The sequence below is a fragment of the Paraburkholderia hiiakae genome, from assembly GCF_904848665.1.
GTDB lineage: Bacteria > Pseudomonadota > Gammaproteobacteria > Burkholderiales > Burkholderiaceae > Paraburkholderia > Paraburkholderia hiiakae.
Genome location: NZ_CAJHCQ010000024.1, coordinates 105,187 through 131,824, shown reverse-complemented (window position 1 = coordinate 131,824; position 26,638 = coordinate 105,187). Strand labels below are relative to the sequence as shown.

At 61.9% G+C, this 26,638-nt stretch carries 26 protein-coding genes and 5 pseudogenes; 10 read left to right on the top strand and 21 right to left on the bottom strand.

Annotated features, from left to right (window positions below):
- Nucleotides 1-154 precede the first annotated feature (154 nt).
- Nucleotides 155-1,075 (bottom strand): AraC family transcriptional regulator, encoded by a 921-nt coding sequence (locus JMY28_RS32985; RefSeq protein ID WP_201700068.1) that lies wholly within the window; start codon nucleotides 1,073-1,075, stop codon nucleotides 155-157.
- 53 nt (nucleotides 1,076-1,128) lie between these two features.
- Here JMY28_RS32985 and JMY28_RS32980 point away from each other — a divergent pair, with 53 nt between their 5' ends.
- From JMY28_RS32980 to JMY28_RS32970, 3 genes are all read left to right on the top strand, one after another.
- Complete coding sequence (locus JMY28_RS32980; RefSeq protein ID WP_236597152.1) at nucleotides 1,129-1,554, top strand: nuclear transport factor 2 family protein; 426 nt, start codon at nucleotides 1,129-1,131, stop codon at nucleotides 1,552-1,554.
- A 70-nt stretch (nucleotides 1,555-1,624) separates the two neighbouring features.
- On the top strand, nucleotides 1,625-1,969 hold the full coding sequence (locus JMY28_RS32975) for an alpha/beta fold hydrolase (protein ID WP_201700067.1): 345 nt from the start codon (nucleotides 1,625-1,627) through the stop codon (nucleotides 1,967-1,969).
- Between the two features lie 12 nt (nucleotides 1,970-1,981).
- Nucleotides 1,982-2,389, top strand: a complete 408-nt coding sequence (locus JMY28_RS32970) for an alpha/beta fold hydrolase (protein WP_201700066.1) — start codon at nucleotides 1,982-1,984, stop codon at nucleotides 2,387-2,389.
- A 761-nt stretch (nucleotides 2,390-3,150) separates the two neighbouring features.
- Here JMY28_RS32970 and JMY28_RS32965 read toward each other — a convergent pair.
- The 7 genes and pseudogenes from JMY28_RS32965 to JMY28_RS39575 all read right to left on the bottom strand — a co-directional run.
- Entirely contained in the window at nucleotides 3,151-4,524 is a 1,374-nt protein-coding gene (locus tag JMY28_RS32965; RefSeq protein WP_201700065.1) for a hypothetical protein, read from the bottom strand.
- A 267-nt stretch (nucleotides 4,525-4,791) separates the two neighbouring features.
- Nucleotides 4,792-5,205: a hypothetical protein gene (locus JMY28_RS32960; RefSeq protein WP_201700064.1), complete on the bottom strand. Its 414-nt coding sequence runs from the start codon at nucleotides 5,203-5,205 to the stop codon at nucleotides 4,792-4,794.
- Nucleotides 5,206-5,742: 537 nt separating this feature from the next.
- A complete protein-coding gene (locus JMY28_RS39155; RefSeq protein ID WP_236597151.1) occupies nucleotides 5,743-5,985 on the bottom strand; it encodes a hypothetical protein in 243 nt (80 codons plus the stop codon).
- Nucleotides 5,986-6,420: 435 nt separating this feature from the next.
- Entirely contained in the window at nucleotides 6,421-6,735 is a 315-nt protein-coding gene (locus tag JMY28_RS32955) for a nitrile hydratase accessory protein (protein WP_201700063.1), read from the bottom strand.
- Nucleotides 6,732-7,394 (bottom strand): nitrile hydratase subunit beta, encoded by a 663-nt coding sequence (gene nthB, locus JMY28_RS32950; RefSeq protein ID WP_201700062.1) that lies wholly within the window; start codon nucleotides 7,392-7,394, stop codon nucleotides 6,732-6,734. The genes JMY28_RS32955 and nthB overlap by 4 nt, the downstream gene beginning before the upstream one ends.
- Nucleotides 7,391-7,765, bottom strand: a pseudogene (locus tag JMY28_RS32945) (nitrile hydratase subunit alpha); the annotation flags it as partial. The pseudogene JMY28_RS32945 and the gene nthB, both read right to left, overlap by 4 nt.
- A 188-nt stretch (nucleotides 7,766-7,953) precedes the next feature.
- Nucleotides 7,954-8,034, bottom strand: a pseudogene (locus JMY28_RS39575) (twin-arginine translocation signal domain-containing protein); the annotation flags it as partial.
- A 609-nt stretch (nucleotides 8,035-8,643) separates the two neighbouring features.
- Between JMY28_RS39575 and JMY28_RS32935 the strand changes: the two are divergent.
- Complete coding sequence (locus JMY28_RS32935) at nucleotides 8,644-9,348, top strand: hypothetical protein (RefSeq protein ID WP_201700061.1); 705 nt, start codon at nucleotides 8,644-8,646, stop codon at nucleotides 9,346-9,348.
- 627 nt (nucleotides 9,349-9,975) lie between these two features.
- Here the strand turns inward: JMY28_RS32935 and JMY28_RS32930 are convergent.
- The 7 genes and pseudogenes from JMY28_RS32930 to JMY28_RS39150 form a co-directional block, all read right to left on the bottom strand.
- The gene (locus tag JMY28_RS32930) at nucleotides 9,976-10,539 is read right to left on the bottom strand and encodes a DUF1214 domain-containing protein (RefSeq protein WP_201700060.1); all 564 of its coding nucleotides are present in this window, start codon (nucleotides 10,537-10,539) and stop codon (nucleotides 9,976-9,978) included.
- 63 nt (nucleotides 10,540-10,602) lie between these two features.
- Nucleotides 10,603-11,496, bottom strand: a complete 894-nt coding sequence (locus tag JMY28_RS32925) for a DUF1254 domain-containing protein (protein WP_201700059.1) — start codon at nucleotides 11,494-11,496, stop codon at nucleotides 10,603-10,605.
- A 169-nt stretch (nucleotides 11,497-11,665) separates the two neighbouring features.
- Nucleotides 11,666-12,172, bottom strand: coding sequence for a 2,4'-dihydroxyacetophenone dioxygenase family protein (locus JMY28_RS32920; protein WP_201700058.1), 507 nt, complete (start codon nucleotides 12,170-12,172; stop codon nucleotides 11,666-11,668).
- A 48-nt stretch (nucleotides 12,173-12,220) separates the two neighbouring features.
- Complete coding sequence (locus JMY28_RS32915; protein WP_236597150.1) at nucleotides 12,221-12,985, bottom strand: SDR family NAD(P)-dependent oxidoreductase; 765 nt, start codon at nucleotides 12,983-12,985, stop codon at nucleotides 12,221-12,223.
- A gap of 1,028 nt (nucleotides 12,986-14,013) precedes the next feature.
- Nucleotides 14,014-15,510, bottom strand: a complete 1,497-nt coding sequence (locus JMY28_RS32910) for a SulP family inorganic anion transporter (RefSeq protein WP_201700056.1) — start codon at nucleotides 15,508-15,510, stop codon at nucleotides 14,014-14,016.
- Between the two features lie 229 nt (nucleotides 15,511-15,739).
- A pseudogene (locus tag JMY28_RS32905) lies at nucleotides 15,740-16,315 on the bottom strand (LysR substrate-binding domain-containing protein); the annotation flags it as partial.
- Nucleotides 16,315-16,482 (bottom strand): annotated as a pseudogene (locus tag JMY28_RS39150) (MFS transporter); the annotation flags it as partial. The pseudogenes JMY28_RS32905 and JMY28_RS39150, both read right to left, overlap by 1 nt.
- Before the next feature lie 38 nt (nucleotides 16,483-16,520).
- Between JMY28_RS39150 and JMY28_RS32900 the strand changes: the two are divergent.
- Nucleotides 16,521-17,054: pseudogene (locus JMY28_RS32900) on the top strand (MFS transporter); the annotation flags it as partial.
- 19 nt (nucleotides 17,055-17,073) lie between these two features.
- On the opposite strand, the gene ftrA reads toward JMY28_RS32900, so the two are convergent.
- Complete coding sequence (ftrA, locus tag JMY28_RS32895; RefSeq protein ID WP_201700055.1) at nucleotides 17,074-18,057, bottom strand: transcriptional regulator FtrA; 984 nt, start codon at nucleotides 18,055-18,057, stop codon at nucleotides 17,074-17,076.
- A gap of 102 nt (nucleotides 18,058-18,159) precedes the next feature.
- Here ftrA and JMY28_RS32890 point away from each other — a divergent pair, with 102 nt between their 5' ends.
- On the top strand, nucleotides 18,160-18,564 hold the full coding sequence (locus JMY28_RS32890) for a rhodanese-like domain-containing protein (protein WP_201700054.1): 405 nt from the start codon (nucleotides 18,160-18,162) through the stop codon (nucleotides 18,562-18,564).
- A 258-nt stretch (nucleotides 18,565-18,822) separates the two neighbouring features.
- On the opposite strand, the gene JMY28_RS32885 is transcribed toward JMY28_RS32890, so the two are convergent.
- Both JMY28_RS32885 and JMY28_RS32880 read right to left on the bottom strand, forming a co-directional pair.
- Nucleotides 18,823-19,239: a Rap1a/Tai family immunity protein gene (locus JMY28_RS32885; RefSeq protein ID WP_201700053.1), complete on the bottom strand. Its 417-nt coding sequence runs from the start codon at nucleotides 19,237-19,239 to the stop codon at nucleotides 18,823-18,825.
- Nucleotides 19,240-19,354: 115 nt separating this feature from the next.
- Entirely contained in the window at nucleotides 19,355-20,293 is a 939-nt protein-coding gene (locus tag JMY28_RS32880) for a LysR substrate-binding domain-containing protein (protein WP_201700052.1), read from the bottom strand.
- A 157-nt stretch (nucleotides 20,294-20,450) separates the two neighbouring features.
- Here JMY28_RS32880 and gtdA point away from each other — a divergent pair, with 157 nt between their 5' ends.
- The 4 genes from gtdA (at nucleotide 20,451) to JMY28_RS32860 (ending at nucleotide 24,220) form a co-directional block, all read left to right on the top strand.
- Nucleotides 20,451-21,500, top strand: coding sequence for a gentisate 1,2-dioxygenase (gene gtdA / locus JMY28_RS32875; RefSeq protein ID WP_201700078.1), 1,050 nt, complete (start codon nucleotides 20,451-20,453; stop codon nucleotides 21,498-21,500).
- Nucleotides 21,501-21,596: 96 nt separating this feature from the next.
- Nucleotides 21,597-22,295, top strand: a complete 699-nt coding sequence (locus JMY28_RS32870) for a fumarylacetoacetate hydrolase family protein (RefSeq protein ID WP_201700051.1) — start codon at nucleotides 21,597-21,599, stop codon at nucleotides 22,293-22,295.
- Nucleotides 22,296-22,324: 29 nt separating this feature from the next.
- The gene (gene maiA, locus JMY28_RS32865; RefSeq protein WP_201700050.1) at nucleotides 22,325-22,975 is read left to right on the top strand and encodes a maleylacetoacetate isomerase; all 651 of its coding nucleotides are present in this window, start codon (nucleotides 22,325-22,327) and stop codon (nucleotides 22,973-22,975) included.
- A gap of 36 nt (nucleotides 22,976-23,011) precedes the next feature.
- A complete protein-coding gene (locus tag JMY28_RS32860) occupies nucleotides 23,012-24,220 on the top strand; it encodes a 3-hydroxybenzoate 6-monooxygenase (RefSeq protein WP_201700049.1) in 1,209 nt (402 codons plus the stop codon).
- A 3-nt stretch (nucleotides 24,221-24,223) separates the two neighbouring features.
- Here JMY28_RS32860 and JMY28_RS32855 read toward each other — a convergent pair whose 3' ends face one another.
- The 3 genes from JMY28_RS32855 to JMY28_RS32845 are packed head-to-tail and all read right to left on the bottom strand — an operon-like array spanning nucleotide 24,224 to nucleotide 26,634.
- Nucleotides 24,224-24,925 (bottom strand): ABC transporter ATP-binding protein, encoded by a 702-nt coding sequence (locus JMY28_RS32855; protein WP_201700048.1) that lies wholly within the window; start codon nucleotides 24,923-24,925, stop codon nucleotides 24,224-24,226.
- Nucleotides 24,918-25,658 carry an ABC transporter ATP-binding protein gene (locus tag JMY28_RS32850; protein WP_201700047.1) on the bottom strand — a complete coding sequence of 247 codons (741 nt, stop codon included), beginning with the start codon at nucleotides 25,656-25,658 and terminating at the stop codon, nucleotides 24,918-24,920. The genes JMY28_RS32855 and JMY28_RS32850 overlap by 8 nt, the downstream gene beginning before the upstream one ends.
- Nucleotides 25,645-26,634 carry a branched-chain amino acid ABC transporter permease gene (locus JMY28_RS32845; protein WP_201700046.1) on the bottom strand — a complete coding sequence of 330 codons (990 nt, stop codon included), beginning with the start codon at nucleotides 26,632-26,634 and terminating at the stop codon, nucleotides 25,645-25,647. The genes JMY28_RS32850 and JMY28_RS32845 overlap by 14 nt, the downstream gene beginning before the upstream one ends.
- Between the last annotated feature and the right edge of the window lie 4 nt (nucleotides 26,635-26,638).

Below are 26,638 nucleotides of genomic sequence, written 5' to 3'. Positions count from 1 at the left end.
CTTCTTCTCTGCAGACTGTGTCAAAGTGATGCCCATCAGATCGGAAATGATGGGCATCACTTTGATGCCGCCCTCAGCCACCGTCTACAACGGCCGGCACGAGCCGCTTACGCACACCCAACGCGGCTCGGTCAAACTGTGAGCAAAGCAATTGCTACGATCCATCAGCCTGGTCTCGCCGTTCACGGCGGTATTGGATCGGCGAGATACCACGCGCCAACTTGAACGCGCGGCTGAAAGAAAATTCCGACCCATAGCCAACGCGCAAAGCGATTTCACCAAGGCGTAGCTGGGTTTCCTCGAGCAGCTGTGCAGCAATACCCATGCGCCAACGCGTCAAGTACTGATGGGGCGGTTCGCCCACCAGGTCGCAGAAATTGCGGGCGAATGCAGCACGCGACAACGTGGCTTCCTTGGCGAGTTCCGCCAATGTCCAGGCACGTTCGGGTGATTCGTGTATCCGCGCAAGGACCCGCGCCATTTGCGGAGATCGCAAAGCCGAAAACCAATCGCTATCTGCAGGGGAAGCAGTAGTCGCCCATTCGCGCATCAAGTAGACGAACAGGGAAGAAAGCAGATTCCGCACCACAATATGGTTGCCAAAATTCGGTGTCTCTACTTCGTTACGTAGCATGCGCAGCGTATCGCTCAGCGGGGAGTGTCCAGGTTCCATCCCAGTACAAAGCAATACAGCCTGCGGAAGCGCCCGCAATGCGGGGAGTGCCAAATGTTGATCCAGGTTGAACTGGCCGCAGATGAGCGTGGTGGCTATGGGATCACTGTCAACGACACCATCGTGCCTGTCCAGAAACTTATCGAGCGCAATGGCCTTGCCCCGCTTCGAATGCACGACTTCATGCGCACTGCCACGCGGGAATAGAACCAATTCCCCGGCGCGTAATTCCATCGTTTCCGCACCAGATTGGCGAACGAAAGCATGTCCTTCCGCGGCGAAATGGAACACCACGGCATCGCGAGATTTCACCGCGAATCCCCACGGCCCAGCCACGCGCGTCCGTACCAGCACAAGCCCATCAGCGCGGACCGCTTTCAACCATCCGTTCAATGCGTCCATGACATCATCATAGCAGGATGAGACGAAATGGCATGTATTGAGGACGTATTGGTATGGATCGTCTTCGTCGAAGCGACTTTAATACAGGAGACGGAACCCAGAAAGGCGAGACCATGAACAGAGAACAGATTCAAGCCGCAATCGATACCATCTACGCGCGCGTCTTCAACCAGGGCGAGTCCGAACTGCTACCGGGCCTGGTCGCGGGTCCCTATATCCAGCACAACCCGTTGTTTCCGGACGGCACCGATTTCATCTGCGGCTTTGTAAAGCAGGTCGGCAAAGTGTCGTGCGAGGTCAAGCGCACCGCGATCGACGGTGACCTCGCTTTCGTCCATGTGCGCTATCTGGACTGGGGCGGCAAGGAAACTGCAGGCGTCGACATCTTCCGTTTCGATGGCGATGGAAAGATCGTCGAGCACTGGGATGTTTTGCAGCCGGTGCCCGAAACGGCCAACAACCCGAATACGATGTTTTGAGCGCTCAGCGGAAGTTGGGATCGAATGGAAGAGAGCGCGCTTCGCAACAACATCGTCTGAAGGACATGACATGACTGAACCGCTCGGCATTGATAGCGTGGAGTTCATCGAAATCGATGGCCTGAAGATTCGCTTCCGACGCAACCGGGGCGGGACAGGAATTCCCGCGGTGCTGACGAGTCCCTGGCCGGAAAGCTTGTATGCCTATCATCGAATCTGGTCGATCCTGGGGACTGAAGCGTCTCTTGTCGCAGTCGACTTGCCAGGTTTTGGACAATCGGAAAGCCGGCCACAATTGATGTCGCCCCGAGCGATGGGGCAGTTCATTCCGATGATGCTCACTGCGCTCGGCCTCGACCGTGTCCATGCCATTGGGCCCGACGTTGGCACCTCCGCACTTCTCTTCGCGGCCTAGGCCCGTTCCGACTTGTTCGAAAGTCTGGTGGTCGGAAGCGGTGCCACTGACGCCGCGCTCACGGCAGGGGCATTGAAGGACTTAATCAACGCTCCATCGACAATCCCCTTCGAAGAAAATGGCGAGGAGATCGCCATCGGCGCCATCGAACAGGTGATGCGGATCAATCCAGGCCAACAGGTGCTCGACGACTATCGAGCATCTTCGGCCGGACGGCGTTTCGCCGAGGCGATGGCTTATGTGCGTGCCTATGCTGTCCAGCTTCCGACCCTGCAGGCCGTGCTTCCCAGCATTCGCACCCCTACTTTGAGCATTTGGGGAACGCATGGTCCGCTCGTGCCCCCCGAAAACGCCAAGATCCTCGACCGGGCGCTGCCAAGAACGCGCTCACTGATGCTAGAAAGCGGCCATTTCGTGTAGGAGGACAACTCGCTAGAGTACGCGACAGCGATTCTGGAATGGATTCGAGGCGGCTACAAAACTGCTTAATGCGGGTCCAGTACCGGGATGTCGTCTGTCGGTTAAAGCATCATGTCAGGGCCTTGACGCATTCCAACTCAGTGTATGCGGCTCAGCCGGTGGCGGTCGACACGTTGACCGACGCTTGAACTTCCGCAGCACATTCGAAACACGCCGCACGGGTCGCAACATGGCGATCGGCAGCAACGGGTCGACATGCCCCCGTCGCCTCGCTCATCAACGGTCATCCGTTGGAACATGCCTCCGAAGCGCAGCTATGTCGCTAACGCCTGTTAGCGATATCGCTGCGTTTTTCGACGAAACTGCTCCCGTGTTCATCAAGCCTCGGAACGTCTACTAGCTCGGCGGCGACGCGAAGTGTCAGATTTAATGCGGACTGAGGCGAAGTGACGCTTTTATCGCGCTCCGAGTGGAAGCAAAACTGTCACTTCGGCGGGGAGAATCGCCGTCAGCCTAGTCGATGGTAGTGATGCTTTGAATGCGGTCTACGGTTGGCGCGAGGTGGCTTTCCCGCCGCAGAGGCGACGGTAGGTTAAGCCCATGTCTGGACCGAACGTACTGTCTCGAACTGGCTGACCCAGCAACCGTAATAGCGACAATGCGCCCCCTCTGTATGCCAGCCGATGAGTCGCGGTGCACGGCTCTACGCGCATCATTCAATACGTCATCCTTAGTAATTGCCTTAATGAAAACGTCTGATGTCAAGCGCGTGGAAAGCCAACTGGCTTCGCGTCTGGAAAGTCGTACGCATGCAGCAGTACGGTTTTATCGCGAAGCGGAACAGGCACTGCTTCCCTTGCCAACAACGCCGCAGCGGGGGTTAGAAATCGGTAGTACTTGACCCAATGTGAGGCGACGCGATAGTCAGGACAGTCGGTCTCTTTAAATGGGTGAGCATTTCCCCAGAGTCTCTCCTGTTGTGCAAAGACCGATTGGGATCTCTCTTTTGCTCCCTCGCCATCGGCGACGCGAACGCCAAGCACGCAAGCGCCACAATCTTTCAGCGCCAATGAAGTGAGGGGCACTCGACCGAGGATCAGCAGTTCACGGGTGCGCAGCATATCCCGAACGGCCAGCAATGTCTCGTCATGCTGCGTGCGTCGCGAAGGCTCGATCTGACTCGGCACTTGGAACAGCTGGCCTTGCGTAACTCTAAATCTGGTTATGGCACCTGGGGCATGGATGTCATGGATTCTGTCTCCTGGCACCTTGGCCAAGTCGACGATCACCGCACCAAACACGCTGCGAAACTCGGTACCGCGCGTGGAATATACCGGGCGGTGTGTCACAGTCGTCGAGATAAACCGCTTCGCCCATCCACGTGTGTGACTCAATATTTGTTCTTCAATCGTGAGATTCGTATCTTTTTTCTCGACCAAGAATTTCCCACGATGCTCAGCCGACCGCAATTCGTTGTCGACCGCTTCCGCGGTATCGTACGGAGCGACAAGTTCTTTCCCCGCTTCTATATTTGCGGCGTCGCTCTGATTAAGACCACGGATCACATAACGGCGAACGAATAGCGTCTCGCCGCCGCGATGTGGGTATGAAATGTAATGTTGCCCTTCGAGCCCTCTTCGGCAATAGACTGGGTTTAACGTCCTGGGGGGCTGTTCGGCGTTTGTCGCAAGAGCATAACGTTCTGTGCCAGAGTAGAGCGTACCTACTTCAGAGGCACGGCCTTCGTAGTTGACTTTGATCACGACCTTATCAGGCCCGGGCTTTTCAAAAATCACTGTGCAGACTTTTTGCCCCCAAGGCCGCGGTTTACCGTCGGTCAAGGCGCTGAAATATGCGGTGACACGCGGGAGCAGCATGTCGATGCTGCCCTCGTCCTTGCCGATAGCGAGATAACCTTCCTCAAACGCTCTGAAGGGCTGAAACGTGTCCGAGGACTTTTTCAGATTCGTCGCCAGTTGGGTGTGGATGGTATCTGAGCGCTTCTTGCGGGTCGCCCTTATTCCGCTGAAAAACTTCTCCGCATGTTGCCGCGCGAGCTCCATGAATTTACCGTATTCGTCGGTCGGCGCAACAGTGGGCGCGTTAGCAGGAACATAGGTGAACTTGAATCGCATCGCCCCCCCTCTGAAATCAACTTGCTACCCTGCGGTAGCCCGCGTCTTTCTTCTGCGCGATCCCGCTGGCACCAGGATGGTTCACTGCTCGACCCCACACGATCATCCTCACGCAGCGAACTCACTGCCATGGCGCCTTGCGCCGCACGCCGGGCTTCGTCTTTAGATCCGTGCGAAGAGGTTCGTCCCGTGCTGCAAATGTTACGAGGGATAGTAGATCATGGCGGGCCCGAGGCCAAGCACCGCTTGCAATCGCAATCGACTTCTTTAGATGTCGACGCGCGCGCTGCGCTCAAGGCACGCTTCGCCTTCTTCGATCAGGTCGGCGCCCACCGCCAATACTTCGGCTAGCCTGAAGAGTAATTGGTCTCGCCACTCGTCATCTTCGGTCGACGGAGATGGCTTTGCGAGGCTCTCGATCAGAGAGTTCCCAGTTTCGAGGAAAGGATGTGCGCGGCGGAAATTCAGAACGGCCGCCTTGGCGTCGTCTGCCGCGTTCTTCAGCTCACGGATGTACGCATCGGCGCTGCCCGTCGGCGGCGAATGCATCGCCTCAGCTATCCGGGTGATTCGTGACTGTCCGCGCGAACCGAGGAGCAGCGCGCGCTGCTGGAGGTTCGCATACTGCTCTCGCAGTTCGGCTTCATTGAGCATCAGGGTGTCCGCGGGTTCCATGTTCATGGGCATCATTTTGAAGCAACTCGCTCACGGCGACTATCTGGCCTCGTTCGGATTCATGCGATTTGCATCGGCCTGTTGGCAGCGTCGGGGATGGTCGGCTGTCCGCAATCCGAAGCGCACGCTCGCCCATGGCGCGACGTGGTGAACGTTATCAATCTCGCGACAGTCATTCCTTCGATGGCGTCGCCCCACGCGCGATTTCCTAGCGCTTTCATAAAGTTGCGTGCGCGTATTGCCGATAAATCAGAGGTCGAGTTGATCGCCCACGCGTACGAACGTATGCGTGAGAGAAAGAGCAACGGTTCGGCCGGAGACTAATAGCAGAATCTAGCACTCACGTTATCTGAAGGAGATCATTTTGAAATCCTTCTTACCATAAATAAAACTACTAGGTCGGCCAATCCGCCTGACTCCTCGCCCCCACCTCCCCAACCATGTCCTCCAATGAACCAGGCCTGAATGCCAGTGAATTCGCGATGCCGCACACATGATGCAGCCGCAACTTCGCCTGACTTGGGATGCAGTCCGTTCGACGGACTACTGGCTCGCCGGTTGGCTTTCAGCAGCGTGGCTGGCAGCCTTCTCCTTCTGCTTCTTCGTCGCCTCATGATGTCCGACAGCACATCCGGCGGCTGCGCCAGCGGTGCCGTGCTTCCCGGCAACGTGGCCCGTTACCCCGCCGACAGCGGCGCCTTCCACGCACCCCACCGCCATCGAGGGCGTGGAGAAAATTGCAGAAAGCACTGGGGCAAGCGCAATAAGATGTCTGGCATTTTTCATAGTGAGTCGCCCTCCAGTGATGTCCGTGTACCCATGCCAATTCCCGCACGGGACATGCCTGAAGGCCGCGTTGCCGTTCATTACACCGGCTCATAACGCACGCGGGATCGGCCACGTGCAAGTGCTTTCGTAGACCGCAATAAAAGTGTCACCGTTGCGGCAATAATTGTGTCACTCCGTGCCGGAGAATCGACGCGGAGGCTGGGGAGCTTGCGACGGCGTATCGCCGTCGGGCACTCGCTGCTCGAACGAAGCAACTGCGGCGAGCCCCACTGCTGCCGCTCGCGGACGGCGAACTGCCGTTGCCGGCCATTTCCAGCCGCTCGCCGTCGCCTGTAGCGGGACATTCAAGCGACCGCTGAGACCTCCGTTGCAGCCGCTCCCGATCGAGGTTCGCTGCACGCTCACTATTCCGTCAAATCCTCCGGCCGCAGCTCAATTGGGCGGCCGTGAGGCGTGCGTATCACTGCCCTGCTCCATGCTTGCTTCGCAACTCGCGCCCTTTGACGCGACGAGCGACTCAAGCGCTGCAAGCCAATATCCGTAGTAGGTATCTCCGAGGTCTGGATCTCCCTTAGCCTGCGCTTCGCCGATGTGCGCGGCAAGCGCCTGCGTCCACTCTTCCCACGTGAACAGACCGCGTTCGCATAGCAAGACGGCCATCGCAAACGCTGAGGCCTCCCATGGTGCGCGAAATATCGGCTCGTCGTCGCCCACCTGGCGCAGCGAGCTGGGGAAAGGGACGCTCATGGCAACGCTTCCAGATACGGTTCCCATGCGTCGAGCGCTACGCTCATCGCGTACGGGACGTCGTCGCCCCATAGCTCGCGGCCCTCGAACACGACCGAATACAGCCATTGCGGATCCTCTCCCAGACCGTGCGCATGGCTGTCCGCAAACACATGCACACCTCGAACCCGTTCGATGCACCCGACCTTTCCTCGAGCATAGCCCGGCAAGCGGCTATGGTGTGGCGCCGGGGTCGTGCGCATGCGCACGCTCTGGCCAACCTCGAAGCGCGCCGGCGCAGTCGGCTGCCGTTCGGGGGCCCGGGACTTCGCCACGGCCGCAGGTACGTCACGCGCATGCAGCACACCCATTGCCGGCTGCGGCGGGTGCAGCATGTTGCCCGCCGCGAGTTCGTCCTCCCCGACCAAACCGCATTCGACAAGCAGCACCGCGAGCGCCTCGAACCAGGTTGCGTAGTAGGTCAGTTCGGCATACCGCGCGAGCGTTTCGCGCGCCCGCCGGGTCATGTCGACGTTGAACGCGCCAGTTGCGGCCATCGCCAACGTGAGCGCCAGCGTGCGCCCTTCCCAGTCGAAGTGAAAAACCTGGTCATCGCTGTTCCCCACCACAGGCCCGAGGCCAGGCTTTCCACCGAGATCCGCGTGCGAGACGTAAGTCATTTCGCGCTCCCAGGTAGTTTCGGGATTCCCGTGCCAATCATCGAATCGCGCGTGACCAGCGCTGAGAGTTCGTCTTCGTTCATGTGCCCGGTACCATCGGGACGTTGCGGAATGACGAGGTAGCGCACTTCTGCGGTCGAGTCCCAGACACGGATCTCCGTCGACTCAGGCAGCGTCACGCCAAACTCCCACAATACGCCGCGCGGGTCCCTGACCGCCCGCGCGCGATACGCCGCGCTCTTGTACCAGACTGGCGGCAACCCAAGCACAGGCCAGGGATAGCAACTGCAAAGCGTGCACACGACCATGTTGTGGCGTGACGCGGTGTTCTCGAGCGCAACCATGTGTCGGCCCGAGTATCCCAGTGAAGCTGGAACGCCACCTGCGCAGTGGTGCGCACGACGCTTGTCCGGATACCTGGCCAGGTCTCCTCGAAACCGTGTCCAAGCGCCTGTGCGGTTGTATCGTCCGAGTGCGCGGTATACCAGGTGATCTCGCCCTCCTTCTTCGCCGCTTCGTAGAGATCCCTGCTTCTCGGCGACATCGTTGCAGCGAGTGCCGCCGTCGACAGGGCGGATAGCGCTACCGTGGCAGCACTGGCTTTGAGGAGGTCGCGGCGGCTTACTCCTGGCTTCGACATGATGACCTCCCGACGTCACGGCCATGGATAGTCCGGTGGTGTCGACTACTCGATAAGTGCACGAATCCTTGAGGATTCATTCCCCAGCGACATATGAAATCGCCTGGAAGGTGCCCCTTTGATCCGTAGTCCGATGGCCCGGCGCAGCGTGAACACGTAGCCAACTGGATGCCGCCTGTACCCGTTACCGCCGCATATATTGATCGTGGTCTTTGTTGTTTCACGCAGCGATGAGACCGACCTGACCGTTGAAGGCGCACTAAACGGACACCATTGACGCACCCCGCGATGAATTGCACGGTAACCCCGCACCTTAAGACTAGCGGTCCCCGAATGCCATCGCCTCCATCGTTTGATGGAGATAACAAGTCTGCTGCGTCGGCCAAAACCTGCCGGTCAGCGAACGGGGAAACCTGCCATTGGAACGGCCGCAATACTCCGACTACTGCCCGACGAGGCGTGGCGAACATTTCCCAGCCTCGGTCTGGGGCATGCTTTCGAATGGGTACCTCGGTTCGCATCTGGCAGGGACCGCCTTCCGATGCGGCATTGCTTTCGTAACTCACGCCCCAGACGATTCCAGCCGCGCTGGCGAAAGGATCGAATGCGATGAAAACGTTCTCTCAGGCCACGGGTCCTCTCGTTCTTGTCGCGTTGTCCGCGTTCGGGACGACAGCGGCGAGCGGACAATCCAACATCGAGCCGGTTTCCCGGGCCGATAAGCCGGTGTACAGGGTCGGCGACAACTGGACCTACGGGCCCATCCCACCGGAGCCGGATGCACCTGAGCGGGTGATGCGCAATAGCGTCATCGAAGTAACGCCCCAACAGACCCGCTTATCCACGCTGAGTGGGACCGGGGTGGCATCCGAGATGGATTTCGACAGTACCGGCAACCTGACCGCAGATCCTGAGGACCGGTATCAGCCCGCTCGAGGCCTCATGGACTTTCCGTTGGTGGTCGGAAAAAGCTACGGCACGAACTACACTAACACGCTGCGTTCTGGCGATATATTGAGGATCTCGAATCAAGTGACCGTAGAGGCCACAGAGATCGTGCATGTGGCCGCTGGCGATTTCTTCGCATTCAGACTCGCGGAAACGGGAACTGCTCAACGGCTGAGCGCCGGCAAGCCAGCCACCGACTATCCGTTCAAGACCACCCTTTGGTATGCGCCATCCGTCAAGCGGACCATCAAGTGGGACGAGGTCGAGTATCCGGTGGGCGAACCCAAGGTTATCCATCGGTGGGAGCTTCGTAGTTACAACTTGGCACCGGTCGCGCCAGTCTCGGCTTCGGCGCCAGCTCCATAGCCGGCGGCGCACGCGTTCACCGGTTCTCTCCCTGAATGGCTGAATAGACAACCTTTATCTCGCCCCGTGTCACACAGACGCCAGCCGACGCTCAAGCAGATTGCTGTGGAAAAGCAGGTATGACGGGGCGGCTACGGAAGTTCAGCGGTCTCGGCGCCACCGATACTCGGATCGTCGCCCCCCTACTTCCGCGATCGGCCAGGAAGAGTCACTCGGCGCAACCACCGTTTGGACACTCGCGCGACTGCTTCGCTCGGTCAACGGCCCTTCGACCACTGATGATGTACGTCGCGTCGTCGGCCTGAGCCGTCCTTCGGGTGCCGCGACATATTCCTCGTTGGCGAACTGGGCGGGCGTGCCCGCCGAGCGTGTGAGATCAACGTGAGCTGGCGTGAAGGCGCTAGCGGTATAGGGAACTGCAGCGACGATTTCTGCGTTCGTTTGCGCCGGTCGTCATCAAGAGCGTAGTGGCGAGCAATGCGGAAACAGGTGCTTTCATGTTTTATCTGGTTCTGTGATCTTGCCGTAAATCGGCAAGATCTCGGCCTCAGCGCTGCGTGAGGCCGATGATTGAACGAGCATGATTGGTATGTGGCGACAGCAGCGCGCCGCCGACAGATAATGTCCCTAGTCCAGGCGCTCCAGATTGCCTGGCTCCCACTTTCGATCAAAGAACTCTTGAGTAGGACTGAAGAGTCGAAAACCTCCAAACCAGCTGTGACCCGGAATCGTTTTAATCCAGTTAGCGTGGGCCGCTGTTGGAGGCCTGGGCCCAAAGTAAAGGTCCGCCGAGCCGTCCGGGTTGGTCTTCAGATTGTCATTCGATGATATGGACGGAAATCGCTGCCCATTCTCCAGGAGCGAGCGAGTTTCGGCATCGTAGACCACGAACGACCAGTAGTTCAGCACCGGGACATTGGCGGGAACGTGCACGTGGTAGCTACGTTCACCCTCTAGCCTGTTGCCGGCTGAGTCGGCCTCGGCACCGAAATAGGCCGCCCCTTTGCCGGGCATGGCAATGAACATCGCATTGCTGGTCCCATAGGCTTTCCAGAAGTAGCTGATCTGGTGGTCGAGTGACTGGAAAGTATCCGCCTTGAACACCGGGCTTCCGCCTACCGATGTCGACCAGGTTCTGTCCGGCCACAGTCTCTTCTCAGTGGTGTAGTCATACGAGATGGTTGCCGCCATTCTCGAGGCGACTCTCGCCGCCCTGTCGAGGATGGCGCGCTGGTGCGCATCGGGCGAGAATGGCTATCCCTTCACGATCCCGATGCTCGCCGCCATTCCTCGCATCGCGAAATCTTCTGGAGCGGCGGGCTCTGCATCGATGAACTCCGCGACATTGTCGAAATAACTCGCGTTGGTGGGAAATAGCATGTCCATCGGCACGCCAGAGGCATTCGGAAACTTCATCTCTGGCGGGGCATCCTTCTTCGCAAGCGGATAGATTCGGGTTTTTTCAATTGACGCGACGCCCGGTTCAGTCTTTCCCTTGACCATAAAGCCGCGCCAGAATACGAACACGCCGTTGGTCGGCGAGCGCACGACGAAATATCCTTCAGGCAATTCCCCCTGGTAGCCAGGCGGTACGACCAGGTACTTTCCGCCGTTGCCCTGATCCGGTCCTGCAAGTCCCACATCCGTCAGAGGTCGATGCCAGGCGTCGTCCATCAATCCCTGAAGCTGCGGCGGAGCATCCACCACCGTCGGTCCGTCGGCGTTCAGATCGAGCCATGCGAAGGAATAGAGCACATCCGGATTGGCAGTCAACACGACTGTCTTCGCATCCGGGCGATCCTTCCAGACCGTCATTACGTTCGAGCCCGTACCGAACTTCAGTTCCTGGGCATGGCGCATGGAGTAAAGGCTCATGGCCGGCATCGCCCATAGATAGACCTGCACGGCGCGCTGGAAGGATAGCTCGTCATAGAGCGCTTGCTGGCTAGCTTTTGCCGGGTAACCGCCCGGCATCGGCAGGCTGGCCAACTCGTCCCAGCGGGCGGACGCGTTGCCAGTGGAGTCACCTGCAAGCGGCTGAACTGCATGCGACGCCTGCCCCGGGACAGGGGCGATAGAAACGCCGAATGCCAAAACGAATGGGAAAATCCGAAACCGCATGTTTATGTCCGAGGGGTTCTTGAGCACATCTTGCTGTTCAACCGGTTCGAGCCGACAGGATGCTGCCGTACGCTCAGCGAGAAGCCGACCATCGCACGCCGGTCGCCGGGTCCAAAGGTGGCAGTTAGCAGTCGCTCTCCGGGCTATGGCGACCGCCTCACCATGCGGCACATTCGGTCTGCGATATAGGTACCGGTCAGCGGCTGTAGGTCGGAATCGAAGAGGAGATGTACCGCACCCCGCTCTGCTGTTCGTTGATGGCGAGGTCCACCCAGCCCTTGAGTGAGTTGGCGTCCAGCATGCCTGCGTATTCGCCATTGGGCAGGAAGTTCACGTTGGCGCCATTGATCATGAAGAGGAAGTCAGTGTCTTCCATGTTGTCGGCCGGCGTGTTGAACTGGTGGATAGATCCGCCCGGTTCGAACAGGTAGCACCCGGCTGTCTGCTTTTGGTCGGGATACTCGGTGTAGTACCAGCAGCCGGACAGGGTATAGAGATGCACAACACCAGTATGGAAGTGCATTGGCAAGGTGATGCCCGGCTTGAAACGCGCGCGCATCATCCAGACACCATTGTGGGGATCGATGAACAACGGGAACACATCGACGCCCGGATGGCCGCCCAGTGACATCAGGAACGGATGCTCGTGGGTATTGATGCTCAGTAGCTTGTCTTGATGGGTAACGGATTCTGGCAGGGCCATGTTCTGTCTCGTGCGGGGTTGGTCTGGATGGCGTCGGCCTGAGGCCGTTCAATGACAGGCGTAACCGCCGTCAACAACTATCTCGGTGCCGGTCACATACACCGAGTCGTCGCTAGCAAGGAAGAGGACGGCGCCGGCAACTTCCTCCGGCGTTCCACGGCGCCTGACCGGGATCTCAGAGGTGATGCGGTCGCGCACGGCAATGGCTTCGGCATGCGTCAGACCATGCGCTCCACTTGCAAGCAGGGGCGTATCGATGTAGCCGGGATGCAGGCTGTTGACGCGTATTGCATAGCCCTGCTCAGCGCAATGCAACGCCACGGACTTGGACAGGAAGCGTACGCCGGCCTTCGACGCGCTGTAGGCAGGCATTATTGGCTCGCCGCAGATAGCGGTAATGGACGAGACATTGATGATCGAGCCGCCCTTGTGCTTCATCAGCGCGAGGCCATGCTTGCAACCGAGGAAGACACTCTTCAGGTTCACATTGATGTGCCTGTCGAAGTCGTCGGGGCTGCACTGTTCGATATTGCCCGAAATAGCGATGCCGGCATTGTTCACCAGCACGTCGAGCCGGCCCTCGGCCTCCTTGATCTGGCCTAGTACACGGAGCCAATCGGCTTCGGCCGTCACGTCGTGCTGCAGGAACGCGACATTCAGGCCGCCGCCCGTCAGTTGCTGCGCGGCTTGCTTACCCGCAACGTCGTTGATATCGGTGAAATAGACCTTGGCGCCGTCTTCCGCCAGGCGCCGGGTGAAGGCGAGGCCCATGCCCGAGGCGCCGCCGGTGATGAGCGCGATCTTGTTGCGCATTCGCATGTGCTGTGTCTTCCTTGCTTGAATTGGCCGACCCAGACTTCTGGTGAATCGGTTTGTGAACCGTTCTCCGGTCAGTGGGAACAGGGACAATCGTAGGCTTATCGGGCAGCGGGCGTTATGGCATATTCGGACGAGTAATTATCATTTTCGGACAACCTGCTGTATGCCCTCCCGCACCACTCCCAAGGCTGCAATCCCACGACGCAATACATCAACTGGCGATGTTCAATCTCGGTACTAGGACGCGGAACCGAACGTCCGAGATGGGTTGTGATTACTTAATCGACGGCGGTGAGAGTTGACATTCGTCGACGCCGGATTGCGAGTGGCCGCAATGGAACGTAAGGGTCGACGAGTGCCCTCCGCATGGCGGGAAGCCGTCACATCCACTTCCCCAAATCCGTCCCATTGCGCAATCTGCCCGCAGCCCAACAGCGCGTTGCCCATCCCGGCTTTTGCACCCGCCGGGTCCGGTTGACACAGGAAACTCGCGCCCGATGAGCGAATACGCAATTGCGATGAGTCGCCCTGATGCGGGCAATACCGACGTGCCCGGGGTGCTCAGACGGGAGGGCTGGCCCGGGAGCCGCACGTCACCCAACCAGACGGCATGACCTGTTGGGGGCGCATAACACATCCGGAGATGCCGCCGGCAAGACCGGCTCCCGTGGGGATCTGCGCGCGCCGCGAATCGGTGGGGGTAGCCGTTCAATGGGGTTTATCGTGCCAGCCAGCTTTTCAATCGCGTCAAAACGGGTTTTCTGGCGTCAGGCCTGTGCGTAATCTAAGCTTGAAATCCCGCCCTGCGCTTCTCACGGCCGGCATTTCGGACAAAACACCACAAAAGAGTCATTTCGAAACGGTTACAGTGCGACCTCTGGTCCCCCAATTGGGCGTACTCAAGCTTCGTGCCCCCCGCAATACGTCCGAGTTTTGCGCGCCGACAGCACAACTATTGCCTCACGATACGCGCCGTGTTTTTCTTGGGTCTTTTGTACGCCGACATTCGCGCGGCGCGCGGCTTATGACACCCGCACCTCCACTTCCGCGCGCGCCAGCAATCCACTGCAACGCGGCGAAAGATGCGCGAACGCGACCCGCTTGCCCGCGCGCTCGTAGCGCCCCTGCACCGCTTCGAGCGCGGCGATGGCCGAATGGTCCGCCACATGCAGATGGGCGCAGTCGATCGTGACGTGCGCGGCATCGTTCTGCGGATCGAACAGCGTCTGGAAGTGCGTGGTCGACGCGAAGAACAACGTGCCGCGCGGCACGTACACACGCTCGCCCGAAGCGGTGTCACGGGTTTCGCAGCGGAATTCGCGCGCATGCTGCCACGCAAAATTAAGCGAGGCGATTACGATGCCGCAGAGCACCGCTGTCGCGAGATCCGTGCACACAGTGATGATTGTGACCGCAACGATCACCACAGCGTCATTGCGCGGCACCTTGTGCAGCACGCGCAGCGAGCCCCACGCGAAGGTCTGCGCCGCCACCACGAACATCACGCCCACGAGCGCCGCGAGCGGAATGCGCTCGATCAGCGGCGAAAGGAACAGGATGTAGAGCAGGATCATCACGCCGCTCGTCACGCCCGAGATGCGGGCGCGGCCGCCCGAGCCGAGATTGATGACGGTCTGGCCGATCATCGCGCAGCCGCCCATCGCGCCGAACAGTCCCGAAGCGACGTTCGCCGCACCGAGCGCCACGCACTCGCGGTCGGGGCGGCCGCGCGTGGCCGTCACGTCGTCGGTGAGGTTGAGCGTGAGGAGCGTCTCCAGCAGCCCCACCATTGCCATCAGCACGGCGTAGGGCAGCACGATCTTCAGCGTGGCGAGGTCGAACGGCACGGCGGGCAGCGCAAACGTGGGCAGGCCGCCCGCAATGTGCGCCATGTCGCCGAGCGTGCGCACCGGCAGGTGCAGCAACTGCGCGGCCAGCGCCACGCCGACGATCGCCACGAGCGCGGGCGGTGCGGCCTTCGTCACGCGCGGCAGCGCGAACACGATCGCCATGGTGAGCGCAACGAGCCCCGCCATGAGCGCGAGCGCCGGGCCATGCATCCACTGCGGCCCCTGTGGGCCGGGCACCTTGAAGTGCTCGAACTGCGCGCGCGCAATGATGATCGCGAGGCCGTTGACGAACCCGAGCATCACCGGATGCGGCACCATACGGATCAGTTTGCCGAGGCGCAACGCGCCGAACACCATCATGACGATGCCGCTCAGCACGACCGTGGCGAACAGATACTGCGACCCATGCTGCACCACGAGCGCGACGATCACCACGGCCATCGATCCGGCTGCGCCCGAAATCATCCCCGGCCGGCCGCCGAACAGCGCCGTGATCGTACAGATGAAAAACGCGCCGTACAGACCCGCGAGCGGATTGACGCGCGCGACGAGCGCGAAGGCGATGCACTCCGGCACGAGCGCAAACGACGACGTGATGCCCGCGAGCAGTTCGCTACGCAGCAACGAAGAACGGAATGAGCGGCGCGAGCCGGAACGGTCGGATTCCATGAAGCGGTAGAGATTTGCGGCAGATTGGCTGGATGTCGCTACCGCGCCCCACGCGTCGCGTTGACTCGAAAGGGGGCGGGCGAAAGGTCGGTGCGCGAAGCGGCGGCGTGGCACCGCTTCGAAGAGGCCCGCGTGGGCACGCGCGCCATGATCCAGACAGACGAAAGGGCGCATCCTAGCATGCTTGCCGTAAGGTTGCCGGCGAGCGCGCGGGTTGTGGGAGGCGAACTCAGACCGTCTTGAAGAGCCGCTCGCAGACGAAATCGACGAATACGCGCAGGCGCGGCGTGAGGTGCCTGCTAGAGGGCCAGAGAATCGAGAACTGGCCCGGCGCTTCGCAGGCTTCGTCGAGCACCGTTGCGAGCGTGCCAGCCGCCAGCGCGTCGCGCACGAGGAAGTCCGGCATGTAGCCGATGCCGAAGCCTGCTTCCGCCGCGCCGCGCAACGCCTCCATGTTGTTGCAGACAAGCGCGGTACGCAATTCCGGCGGCGCTTGCTTTCCAGTGGCAAGATCCCACGGCTGTAGCTTGCCCGTCGTGGGAAACCGGTAACGCACGCACGCGTGCGCTTCGGGTTGGCTGAGTTTGCGCGGCACGCCCGAGTGCGCGAGATAGGCGAGCGCCGCGGCAAGCACGAAGCGAAACGGCCCGAGACGCCGCGCCATCAGGCTGGAATCGCTGAGTGGCCCGCTGCGGATGGCGACGTCGAAGCCCCCTTCCACGAGATCGACGAACCGATCGTTGAAGTCCAGATCGAATTCGATTTCCGGGTAGTGCTGGGCGAACTCGGGCAACGCCGGTAGCACCCCTCCACGCCGATGAGGCGCAGTGGCAGCACGACAAGCAGAACGATGTAGCAGAAGCAGGTTGCGATGGGCAGCAACTGAACGCCCACGAAGCGTGGATACCGAAAGAGCGAGAGGTCGAGCATGGAGCGCGCCAGGCGCGTTTCGATCGCGACGAACGCGCAGGCCAGCACACCGATGCGGCGAGCAAACACGCTACGAGCGATACCGCGAAATCGACGCGGGCTGGCTCATGCTCGCGCTCTCCGCGCCCATGCTCGTCGTACCGCTTGCGGCTGCCGTGCTCACTCGCTGGCTCTCGCCAGGGGTCGTCTCCGGCATTGGCCTTACCATTGCCGCCGCGGGCCTTTACGCGCTCGGACTTGCGTTGCATCGCGGCGCGAATGCGTCGGCGATCGGGCCAATGCTTGCGATCGGCACCGGCGCGGCAATGCCCTGGGGCTTGATGGACGGCCTCTCCGTGAGCATCGTGCCGAAGGAGCGCGCGGGCATGGCGACTGAGATCTTCAGCACGACGCGCGTGGCGGGTAAAGGAATTGCGCTTGCCTGCGTGAGCGCGCTGCGCGTAGCCTATGCCGATGCGTTTTCGGCTCTCCTTTCGGGGCTGGCTGCGCTGACGCTCGGCTGCGCGATAGCGGTGCTGGTGTCTCTGCGGCGCACGCGTGAGCCGGGCCCCGACACGCCTTTCGAACTGGAGGAGCACGCAGGAGCAATCATGGACGAGTGCGACAAAGCGTAACGATCGCGCCCGCGTTGTCTCACGCAGCCTCGCTACCAGAGCGCGCGCCGAATTTCGCACGGTACGCGGTCGGGCTCGTCAGCGCGATGCGTCTGAAGTGCCGCCGCATCGATTCTTCGGAACCGAATCCCGCAAGCTCGGCAATCCGTGCGATGGCGAGGCGAGGCCGAGACTCGAGCAGATCGCGCGCAACCGCCACGCGCTCACGCAAAACCCACTCATACGGCCCCATGCCCGTTGCCTCGCGAAACTGCCGTTGCAGTGTCCGTGGACTCATGGACGCCTTGGCGGCCAACGACTCGACACTGTGCTCACGTCTCGGATTCGCTCGCACCCAGTCCATCAGCTGCGCGAGGCGGCTGGCTTCATCGGGCGGCATCGGGCGGGGGACAAACTGTGCCTGTCCGCCCTCGCGATGCGGCGCGACCACGAGCCGCTGCGCCACGCGGTTGGCCACCGCAGGGCCATGATCTCGCCGCACGAGGTGAAGCAGCATGTCGAGCCCAGCAGCAGAACCCGCCGAAGTCAAGATCCGCCCTGCGTCGACGTAGAGCGCCTGCGGCTCCACGATTACACTCGGGTAACGCTGCTGCAGGCGCTCGGCGTAGCGCCAATGCGTCGTCACGCGCTTGCCATCCAGCACGCCCGCGGCCGCAAGCACGAACACACCGGAGCAGATCGAGCAAAGGCGTGCGCCGCGCGCGTAGGCCGCACTCAGCTTGTTGAGCAACGCCTTGGGCGGCAGCTCGTCCGGATCGCGCCAGCCCGGTATCACGATGGTCTGCGCCCGATCGAACATCGCGGGCGTATACGGTGCCTGCACCGTGATGCCACCGGCAGCTCGCAGCGGCCCCCGCTCGAGCGCGCACACAGCGAAGCGATACCAGTCGACGTCCAGCTCCGGCCGCTCGAGCGCGAAAAATTCCGTCACGCAGCCGAATTCAAAGGTACAGAGCCTGTCGTAGGCGAGCGCGACGACAAGATGGTTGGTCGATTTATTCATGGCGCGATGTTACCGGAGATTGGCAATCGTGCCACTAGCTTGCCATGCAGCCTGCCTCGCACAATGGATGCCACCTCAACGCGACACTCAGGAGCCGCATTCATGTCGATCGTATCCGCCATTCCTGCCGCCGGGAGCGCCGAAGCGCTCACGCATTTCAACGCCTCGCTGCGCTTCGAAACCGACTGCGCCGATGTGCGTGCAGCGCTCGCGGGCAGCGAACCACCGGGCTTCGTGCTGCTCGACGTTCGCGGTCCCGCGCTCTATGCGGCGGGCCATGTGCCGGGCGCAGTCAATCTGCCGCACGGGAAGATCGTCGCGTCGAAGCTCGCTGCATACCCCGCCGAAACGTTGTTCGTGACCTACTGCGCGGGTCCCCATTGCAATGGTGCAACGCGTGGTGCGATCCGGCTCGCGCAGTTGGGAAGACCCGTCAAGGTGATGATCGGCGGCTTAACGGGTTGGCTCGACGAAGGCTTCGAGCTGGCCGTCGAAGAGGCGGGATAAGCGCCTCCAGCGCACGTGTTTGATTTGATTTGATTCGCTCCGCTCGCCCCCAGAGCGAATCCCATCATGGCGCGCGAAATCTTCAGCGATCTCCCTGCGTTCCTCGCCATCGCGTGCGAGCGCAGCTTCACGCGCGCACCACGCGCTCACTTCGAAATCGTCGCCAAAGTGCAGATTTAAAATACGGAGTCGCTTTTCGATAAAGCCCTGGACCGCGCATGATTTCATGAAACGCGAGCGTCGAAAAACGCGTCGCGCTTACTTGCAGGGAAACGTGCCAACCAGCGCCTTGTAGATGACGGCCGCGGTGGGTTCAAGAACATGATCGAGGTTTCGCTTCATCCACGTCGTAACGGCGGCGAGCTGATCCTTACGGCTGATATCCGGCGGCACACAGTACCGTGGCCGCTGCTTGTCGATGAGGGACTGCACCAGCACGCCGTTCGTGTAGCCGCCGTAATACATGACGCAAGCCTCGAGATTCTCGGGCTTCTGGCACACGCCGAGGAAGCCATCGCCCTGATCGATCGTGGGGGCTTCGGCCTGTGCCGGGGCCGGGACCTGCGCCGCAGTCGCCGTCCGCTGGGCAGTCTGTGCAAACGGAGTCTGCGCAAGCGCGCTGCCGGCACACAGCACATTGGCGAGTACGAGTCCTGCAAGGGTGAGCTTTTTCATTTCGGGTAGAGCCTGTGTGTGCGAAAAATCCAGCCGCGCAACGGTGGCCACGCGCCGAGCGCGCAGCATAGCGTCAGACTGTTTCCGCCAGGTTGTCCCTCGTCAGCGTTTCACTTCACTGCCCCGCGCCATCCCCCGGCGGATTCGCACTCTCGCGCAAACAATCCAGCGCCAGCGCCACTGCGGCGCGGCTCACGCTGTCGCGCCGCCAGTACATGCCCACTGCGCCCGAACTGCCGAGCGGCATCGGCATGGCAAGCACGCGCAGCACGTTTAGCCGCTCGAAGCGCACGGCCGCGCGATGCGAGGCCACGCCGATCAGGCGCGTCTGGTTCAGCAGCGTCACATTGAGCATCGACGAATTCGATTCCACGGTGTGACGCGGCATGCTGCGCCCCGCTGCCGCGAGCGCCGTTTCGAGCGCCGTGCGAATGGGCGTGCCCGGCGGCCAGACGATCCACGCATACTCGAACAAATCGGGCCAGTCCAGCTTGCGGCGTTTCGCTAGCGGATGCCCGAGCCCCACGACGAAGTTCACCGGGTCGCGATAGAGCGTTTCCATTTCGAGCGTCGGGTCGACCTGCGCGTTGGCCGCGCGTCCCACGACGACATCGAGGTCCCCATGCACGAGCGCCGGCATCATGAGGTTCATCGTGCTTTCCACGAGACGCACCTGCGCGCGCGGCATCGCCTCGACGAGCCGCGCGACCGCAAGCGGCACCGTGTCCGCCGCCGAAACGCCCGACGTGCCGATAGAGATCAGCCCGCTGCCGCCTTCACGCAGCGCGTCCATGTCGTCGCGCGCGCTGTCGAGATGGCCCTCGATGCGCCGCGCGTGCTCGATCAGCGCCTCGCCATAGGGCGTGGGCCGCAGACCGCGCGCGTGGCGCTCGAACAGCGGCAAGCCGATGTCGGCCTCGAGGTCCTTGAGCCACTTGGAAAGCGCCGGCTGTGTGGTGTTGAGCGCCTCGGCCGACTGACTGAGATTGCCGGTCTGCGCCACGGAAAGCAGCATCTGCAGGTGCCGCAGACGCAGGCGATGTGTCCAGTCCATGTGCCCCCCACCAAGCTATACCCAAAAACATATGAATCAGAAGAATTCATGATTTTACTGGATATGGCTCGCTGGCTTATAAATTCGTTCAACGGCAATGCAAACGCAACGCAGCACCGACAAATACACAGGAACAAAGGAGACTCGCATGTCCAGCATGTCAGCCAACGCAGTCACGCCCGAACGCGCCGCCTACTACACGCAGATCGCGCGCAGCGGCATGTCGCCGCTCTGGGAGTCGCTGCACGCCCTCGTGCCGAAGTCGCCGCGCCCGCAGGCGCTGCCCGCCATCTGGAAGTACGCGCAACTGCGCGAACTCGTCATGCAGGCGGGCTCGGTCATCAGCGCCGAAGAGGCGATCCGGCGCGTGCTCGTGCTTGAAAACCCCGGACTGCCTGGCAAATCGAGCCTTACGCCCAATCTCTACGGCGGCCTGCAGTTGATCCTGCCCGGCGAGATCGCTCCGAGCCATCGTCATACGCAATCGGCGCTTCGCTTCATCGTCGAAGGCAAGGGCGCATGGACAGCCGTGAACGGCGAGCGCACGACCATGCATCCCGGCGACTTCATCATCACGCCCTCGTGGACGTGGCACGATCACGGCAACCCGTCCGTCGAGGAAGGCGGCGAGCCCGTGGTGTGGCTCGACGGTCTGGACATTCCACTGATCGCGCAACTCGACGCGGGCTTTGCCGAGAACTACTCCGAGGCCACGCAGCCCGTCGCGCGCCCCGAAGGCGACAGCTACGCGCGCTTCGGCCACAACATGCTGCCGATGCGACACACGGTGAACGATCCGACCTCGCCGATCTTCAGCTACCCGTACGCGCGCAGCCGCGAAGCGCTCGACACGCTTTACCGCAACGGCGACCTCGACGACTGGGACGGCGTGAAGCTGCGCTACGTGAATCCGGCCACGGGCGGCTGGCCCATGCCCACCATGGCCACCTTCATGCAGTTTTTGCCGAAGGGCTTCAAGGGCAAGACGTACCGCAGCACCGATTCGACCGTCTATTGCGTGGTGGAAGGCCGCGGCGCGGCGCGCATCGGCGAAGAGCGCTTCACGTTCGACCCGCACGACGTGTTCGTCGCGCCCTCGTGGGCGCCGGTGCAACTCGAAGCGCAAAGCGACACCGTGCTCTTCAGTTATTCCGATCGTCCTGTGCTCACCGCGCTCAATCTGCTGCGCGAGGAACGCATCGGCTAATGCCTTGACGGCGAGCGCCCGTTCGATCTGATACGAGCCCGCCCATCAATTCGCAATCCATATCAATCTAGTCACTCTCTCAAAGAGCAAACCATTATGGCATTCGTTTTTCAGCCCGAGGCGCCCGTCGCCCTTGCCGTTGCCGGCTCCACCGATCAGTTCGCCGTACGTCGCGTCTATTGCGTGGGCCGCAATTACGCCGCGCATGCGCGCGAAATGGGCTTCGACCCGGACCGCGATCCGCCCTTCTTCTTCTGCAAGCCCGATAACGCCATCGTGCCCGTTGCCTATGGCGAAACGCTCGAATTGCCGTATCCCGCGCAAACGCAGAACTACCACTACGAGGCCGAACTCGTGGCGGTGATCGGCAAGGCAGGCTCGGACATCGCCGAGGACGATGCGCTCTCGCACGTGTGGGGCTACGCCGTGGGCCTCGACATGACGCGCCGCGACCTGCAGATGAAGATGCGCGAAATGGGCCGCCCCTGGGAGATCGGCAAGGCGTTCGATCTTTCCGCGCCGGTGGGGCCCGTGCATCCGGCCAGCGTCGCCGGCCACTTTGAAAACGCGAGCCTGTGGCTCACCGTGAACGGCGAAACGAAGCAAAAGAGCGATGTTTCGCACCTGATCTGGTCGGTTGCCGAAACGGTTTCGTATCTCTCGAAGTTCTTCCGCCTCGAACCGGGCGATGTGATCTTCACCGGCACGCCCGAAGGCGTGGGCCCGGTGAAAGCGGGCGACACCATGAGGGTAGGCGTCGAGCGCCTGGGCGAGCTGACCGTCAAGGTGGATTGAGCTGCATCCGTTCTACAGGAAAGTCCATCGTGCAGCTCTACAGCTTCTTCAATAGCTCGACTTCGTACCGCGTGCGCATCGCATTGCGGCTCAAGGGCGTCGAGCATGAATATCTCGGCGTCAACATCCGCACCGGCGAGCATCGCGCACCGAACTACGTCGAGCACATCAACGCTTCGGCGGCGGTGCCGGCGATCGTCGAAGGCGACTTCCATCTGGGCCAGTCGCTCGCCATCATCGACTGGCTCGACGCGCGCTATCCCGAGCCGCGCTTGATTCCGGCAGAGCCGCAAGCGCGTGCGCGCGTGCTCGAACTCGCCTACCTGATTGGCTGCGATATCCACCCTGTCAACAACCTGCGCGTGCTCAAGTATCTGCAGGATGTGCTGGAAGTATCGCCAGAACAGAAAAGCGCGTGGTATCGCCACTGGATCGCAGAAGGCATGGCTAGCGTCGAACGCCTGCTCGCGCAAGCCGCAACGTCGCACGATGGACCGTGGTGCTTCGGCGCTGCGCCGACACTCGCCGACTGCTGCCTCGTGCCGCAAATCGCCAATGCGCTGCGCATGGGCTGCGACCTCTTAGCGTACGAACGCAGCATGGCTGTTTATCGGCACGCCAGTGAGCATCCCGCATTCGCTGCGGCTGAGCCGCAGCGTCAGCCCGATTACACCACCTAGCAACGCGCCTCAAACAAGTCATTCAGGAGACAAGACATGCATACCTCAAACGCCACCCGCAGCGCGATCGTGGTAGGCGGCGGCATCGGTGGACTTGCCGCGGCGCTCGCGCTCGCGCGGGCCAACGTCCGCGTGCTGCTGCTCGAGCAAGCCCCGCAGATCGGCGAGATCGGCGCGGGAATCCAGCTCGGGCCCAATGCGTTCACGGCGCTCGACGCGCTCGGCGCGGGCGAAGCGGCGCGCAATCGCGCGGTGTTCACCGATTCGCTAACGCTCATGGACGCGACCAACGCCAAGCCCGTCGCACGCATCGAAACGAGCGAACGCTTTCGCGAGCGCTTTGGCAATCCGTATGGCGTGATTCATCGCGCGGACATTCATCTGTCGATTCTCGAAGCCGTCAAGGACAACCCACTCATCCAGTTCCGCACCGACACGCAAATCATGTCGCTCGAACACAACGAGCGAGGCGCAACCGTGATCGACCAGCATGGCGAGCGCTACAGCGCTGACGCTGTGATCGGCTGCGACGGTGTGAAGTCCGCGGTGCGCGCGGCGCTGATCGGCGACGAGCCGCGCGTGACGGGCCACGTGGTCTACCGCGCCGTGGTGGACGTGGACAACATGCCGAAGGATCTGCAGATCAACGCGCCCGTGGTGTGGGCGGGGCCGCACTGCCACCTCGTACACTACCCGCTGCGCGGTGGCCGGCAGTACAACCTCGTCGTGACCTTCCACAGCCGTGAGCAGGAAGTCTGGGGCGTGCGTGACGGCAGCAAGGAAGAAGTCCTTTCGTACTTCGAAGGCGTTCACGCGTTGCCGCGCCAGATGCTCGACCGGCCCACATCGTGGAAGCGTTGGGCCACGGCCGACCGCGACCCTGTCGAACAATGGAGCTTTGGGTGCGCCACGATACTCGGCGACGCCGCGCACCCGATGACGCAGTACATGGCGCAGGGCGCCTGCCAGGCGCTCGAAGACGCGGTCACACTGGGCGTTGCCGTCAAGGCGGCCGATGGCGATTTCGTCGAGGCATTCAAGCGCTATGAAGCGGCGCGCATTCCGCGCACGGCACGCGTACTCTACTCCGCGCGCGAAATGGGCCGCATCTACCACGCGAAGGGCGTGGACCGTCTGGTGCGCAACGCGCTGTGGGTGGGGCGCAGCCAGGACGAGTTCTACGACTCGCTGCAATGGCTCTACGGGTGGCGCGCCGGGAACTGCCTCGAAACCGGCGCGGTGTGACAGCTAGCGCGCGAAGTACATGTCGTGAAGCTCATCTACGTTCACGTCCTTCGCGCGCGCCGCGAACGTGACCTTGCCGCCCTGCATCAGATACACCTGATCGGCGAGGCGCAACGCCATATTGGTGTTCTGCTCCACCAGTACGATGGTCCGCCCCGCCGCCTTGACACGATCGAGAATCGCGAACACTTCCTGCACCATGACGGGCGCGAGGCCAAGCGAAGGCTCGTCGATCAGCATGAGCTGCGGCGAGGACATGAGCCCGCGCCCGAGCGCCAGCATCTGCGCCTGTCCCCCCGATAGCGTGCCCGCCGGCAGCGCCCGGCGCTCCTTGAGCAGCGGAAACAGCGCGTAGACCTCTTCGAGCTGCGATTTCGCCCCAGCGCGCCGCGTCTTTGCGAACGCGCCCAGCATCAGATTCTCCTCGATCGACATGTCGCGGAAGATCATGCGGCCTTCGGGCACCATCGCAATACCGCGCTGCGCCATGTCCCAGGTCGGCACGCCCGCGAGCGGCGCGCCGTCGAAGGTGATCTGACCGCGCTCCAGCGGCACGAGCCCCATGATCGCGCGCAGCAGTGTGGTCTTGCCTGCGCCGTTCGGGCCCACGATGGTCGTGACCTCGCCGGCCGCGATATCAAGCGAAACGTCCCACAACACGTTGATCGCGCCATAGCCGGCGCGGGCGCTGCTAACCTCAAGCATGGGCGGCCTCCCCCGTATAGCTGCGCACGACTTCGGGATCGCGGAACACTTCGGCGGGCGGGCCATCGGCGATCAGCTTGCCGAAGTTGAGCACGCACACGCGGCGGCACAGGTTCATCACGGTTTCGATATCGTGCTCGATGATCAGGATGCCTACATTGTATTGTTCATGCACCGCCAGCAGCGTTTGCATGAAGCGGCGCTTGGTAGCCGTCTCCAGGCCGCCCAGAACCTCGTCCAGCAACAGCAGCTTCGGCCCCGTGGCAAGCGCCTTCGCCACTTCGAGCGCCTTGAGTTCGGTCAGCGCGAGTTCCGTGGCCGCGTCGCGCTGCGCCTTGGCTTCGAGACCCAGGAACGCGAGGATTTCGTCGATGCGCGCCTCGTCGACGCGCCCCGTGCCGAAGCGTTGCGCGACGATCAGGTTCTCGCGCACCGTGAGTTCGTGCATGGGCTGCGGCACCTGGAACGTGCGCCCGATGCCAAGGCGCGCGCGCCGATAGAGCGGCGATTTCAACAGATCCACCTCACCGAAGCGGATCGAACCGCTCGTGGGCCGCACGAGCCCTGAAATCGCGTTGAAGAGCGTCGTCTTGCCTGCGCCGTTCGGGCCCACCAACCCCACCACGTCGCGCGTGCCGAGCGACAACGACACCCCATTGACTGCCGTGATACCGCCAAAACGGATCGATACATCCTGCAAGCGCAGCTCCGCTGCCTGTTCAGCTTGCTGCATAAACACCTCGCCGGGTACGTTTGAAACGCAATGCGGTCAGACCCGCGGGGCTCACGATGATCATCGCCACGAGCAAGATGCCCAGCACGATCTGGTGCCCCGTTGGCAGCAGGCTCTTGAGCACGAGTTGATCCACCAGATAAACCGTCACCGCGCCCACCAGCGGCCCGAGTATGGTGCGATAGCCGCCGCAGATCGCCGCGATGATCGGCACGACAGCCCAGCTCGCATTGAACGCGTAATCGGGCTCGAGAAAGTTGATGTAGTGCGCGTTGAATGCACCAACGAGCCCCGTCATCAGCGCCGAGAGCATCAGCATGGCGAGTTTGAGCATCACACTGTTCACGCCCACCACGCGCGTGGCGTCCTCCGACTCGTGCATTGCACGCAGCGCGAGTCCTACATGGCTGCCGCGCAGCCGCGCGTAGATCGCGGCGAACATGAGCACGAGCGTGAGCACGACGAGATAGCCGCCGCTCTTGCTGCCGAAGTCGAAGCCCGCCACCTTCGGCAACCCCGGAATGCTGGAGAGACCGCTCGCGCCACCGGTGAGATCGGACCATTCGGTCGCGATGATGCGGAAGATCTGCGCATAGGCGAGGATAGCGAGCGCGAAGTACGGCCCCTTCAGGCGCAGCGCGGGCGCCATGGCGAGCGAGGCGGTGGCCGCTCCCACGCCGCCCGCGAGCATCGCGGGAAACACGGGCCAGCCGGCCTTCAGCGTGAGGAGTGCGGAGATATACGAACCTACGCCAAAAAACGCGGCGTGCCCAAAGCTCACCATGCCGCCGAGGTTGCCGAGCAGCGCCCACGCCAGCGCCACGCCCGCGATCGTGAGCGAGGCCACCGCGAGACTCATGAGGTACAGGTTCTGTCCGAACACGAGCGGCACGCCCGCGTAAAGTACAGCCAGCGCCACGGCGAGCACAGCCACGCGTGGGCCCGACCAGGCCGTTGTGGTTTTCAATATCGACATCGAT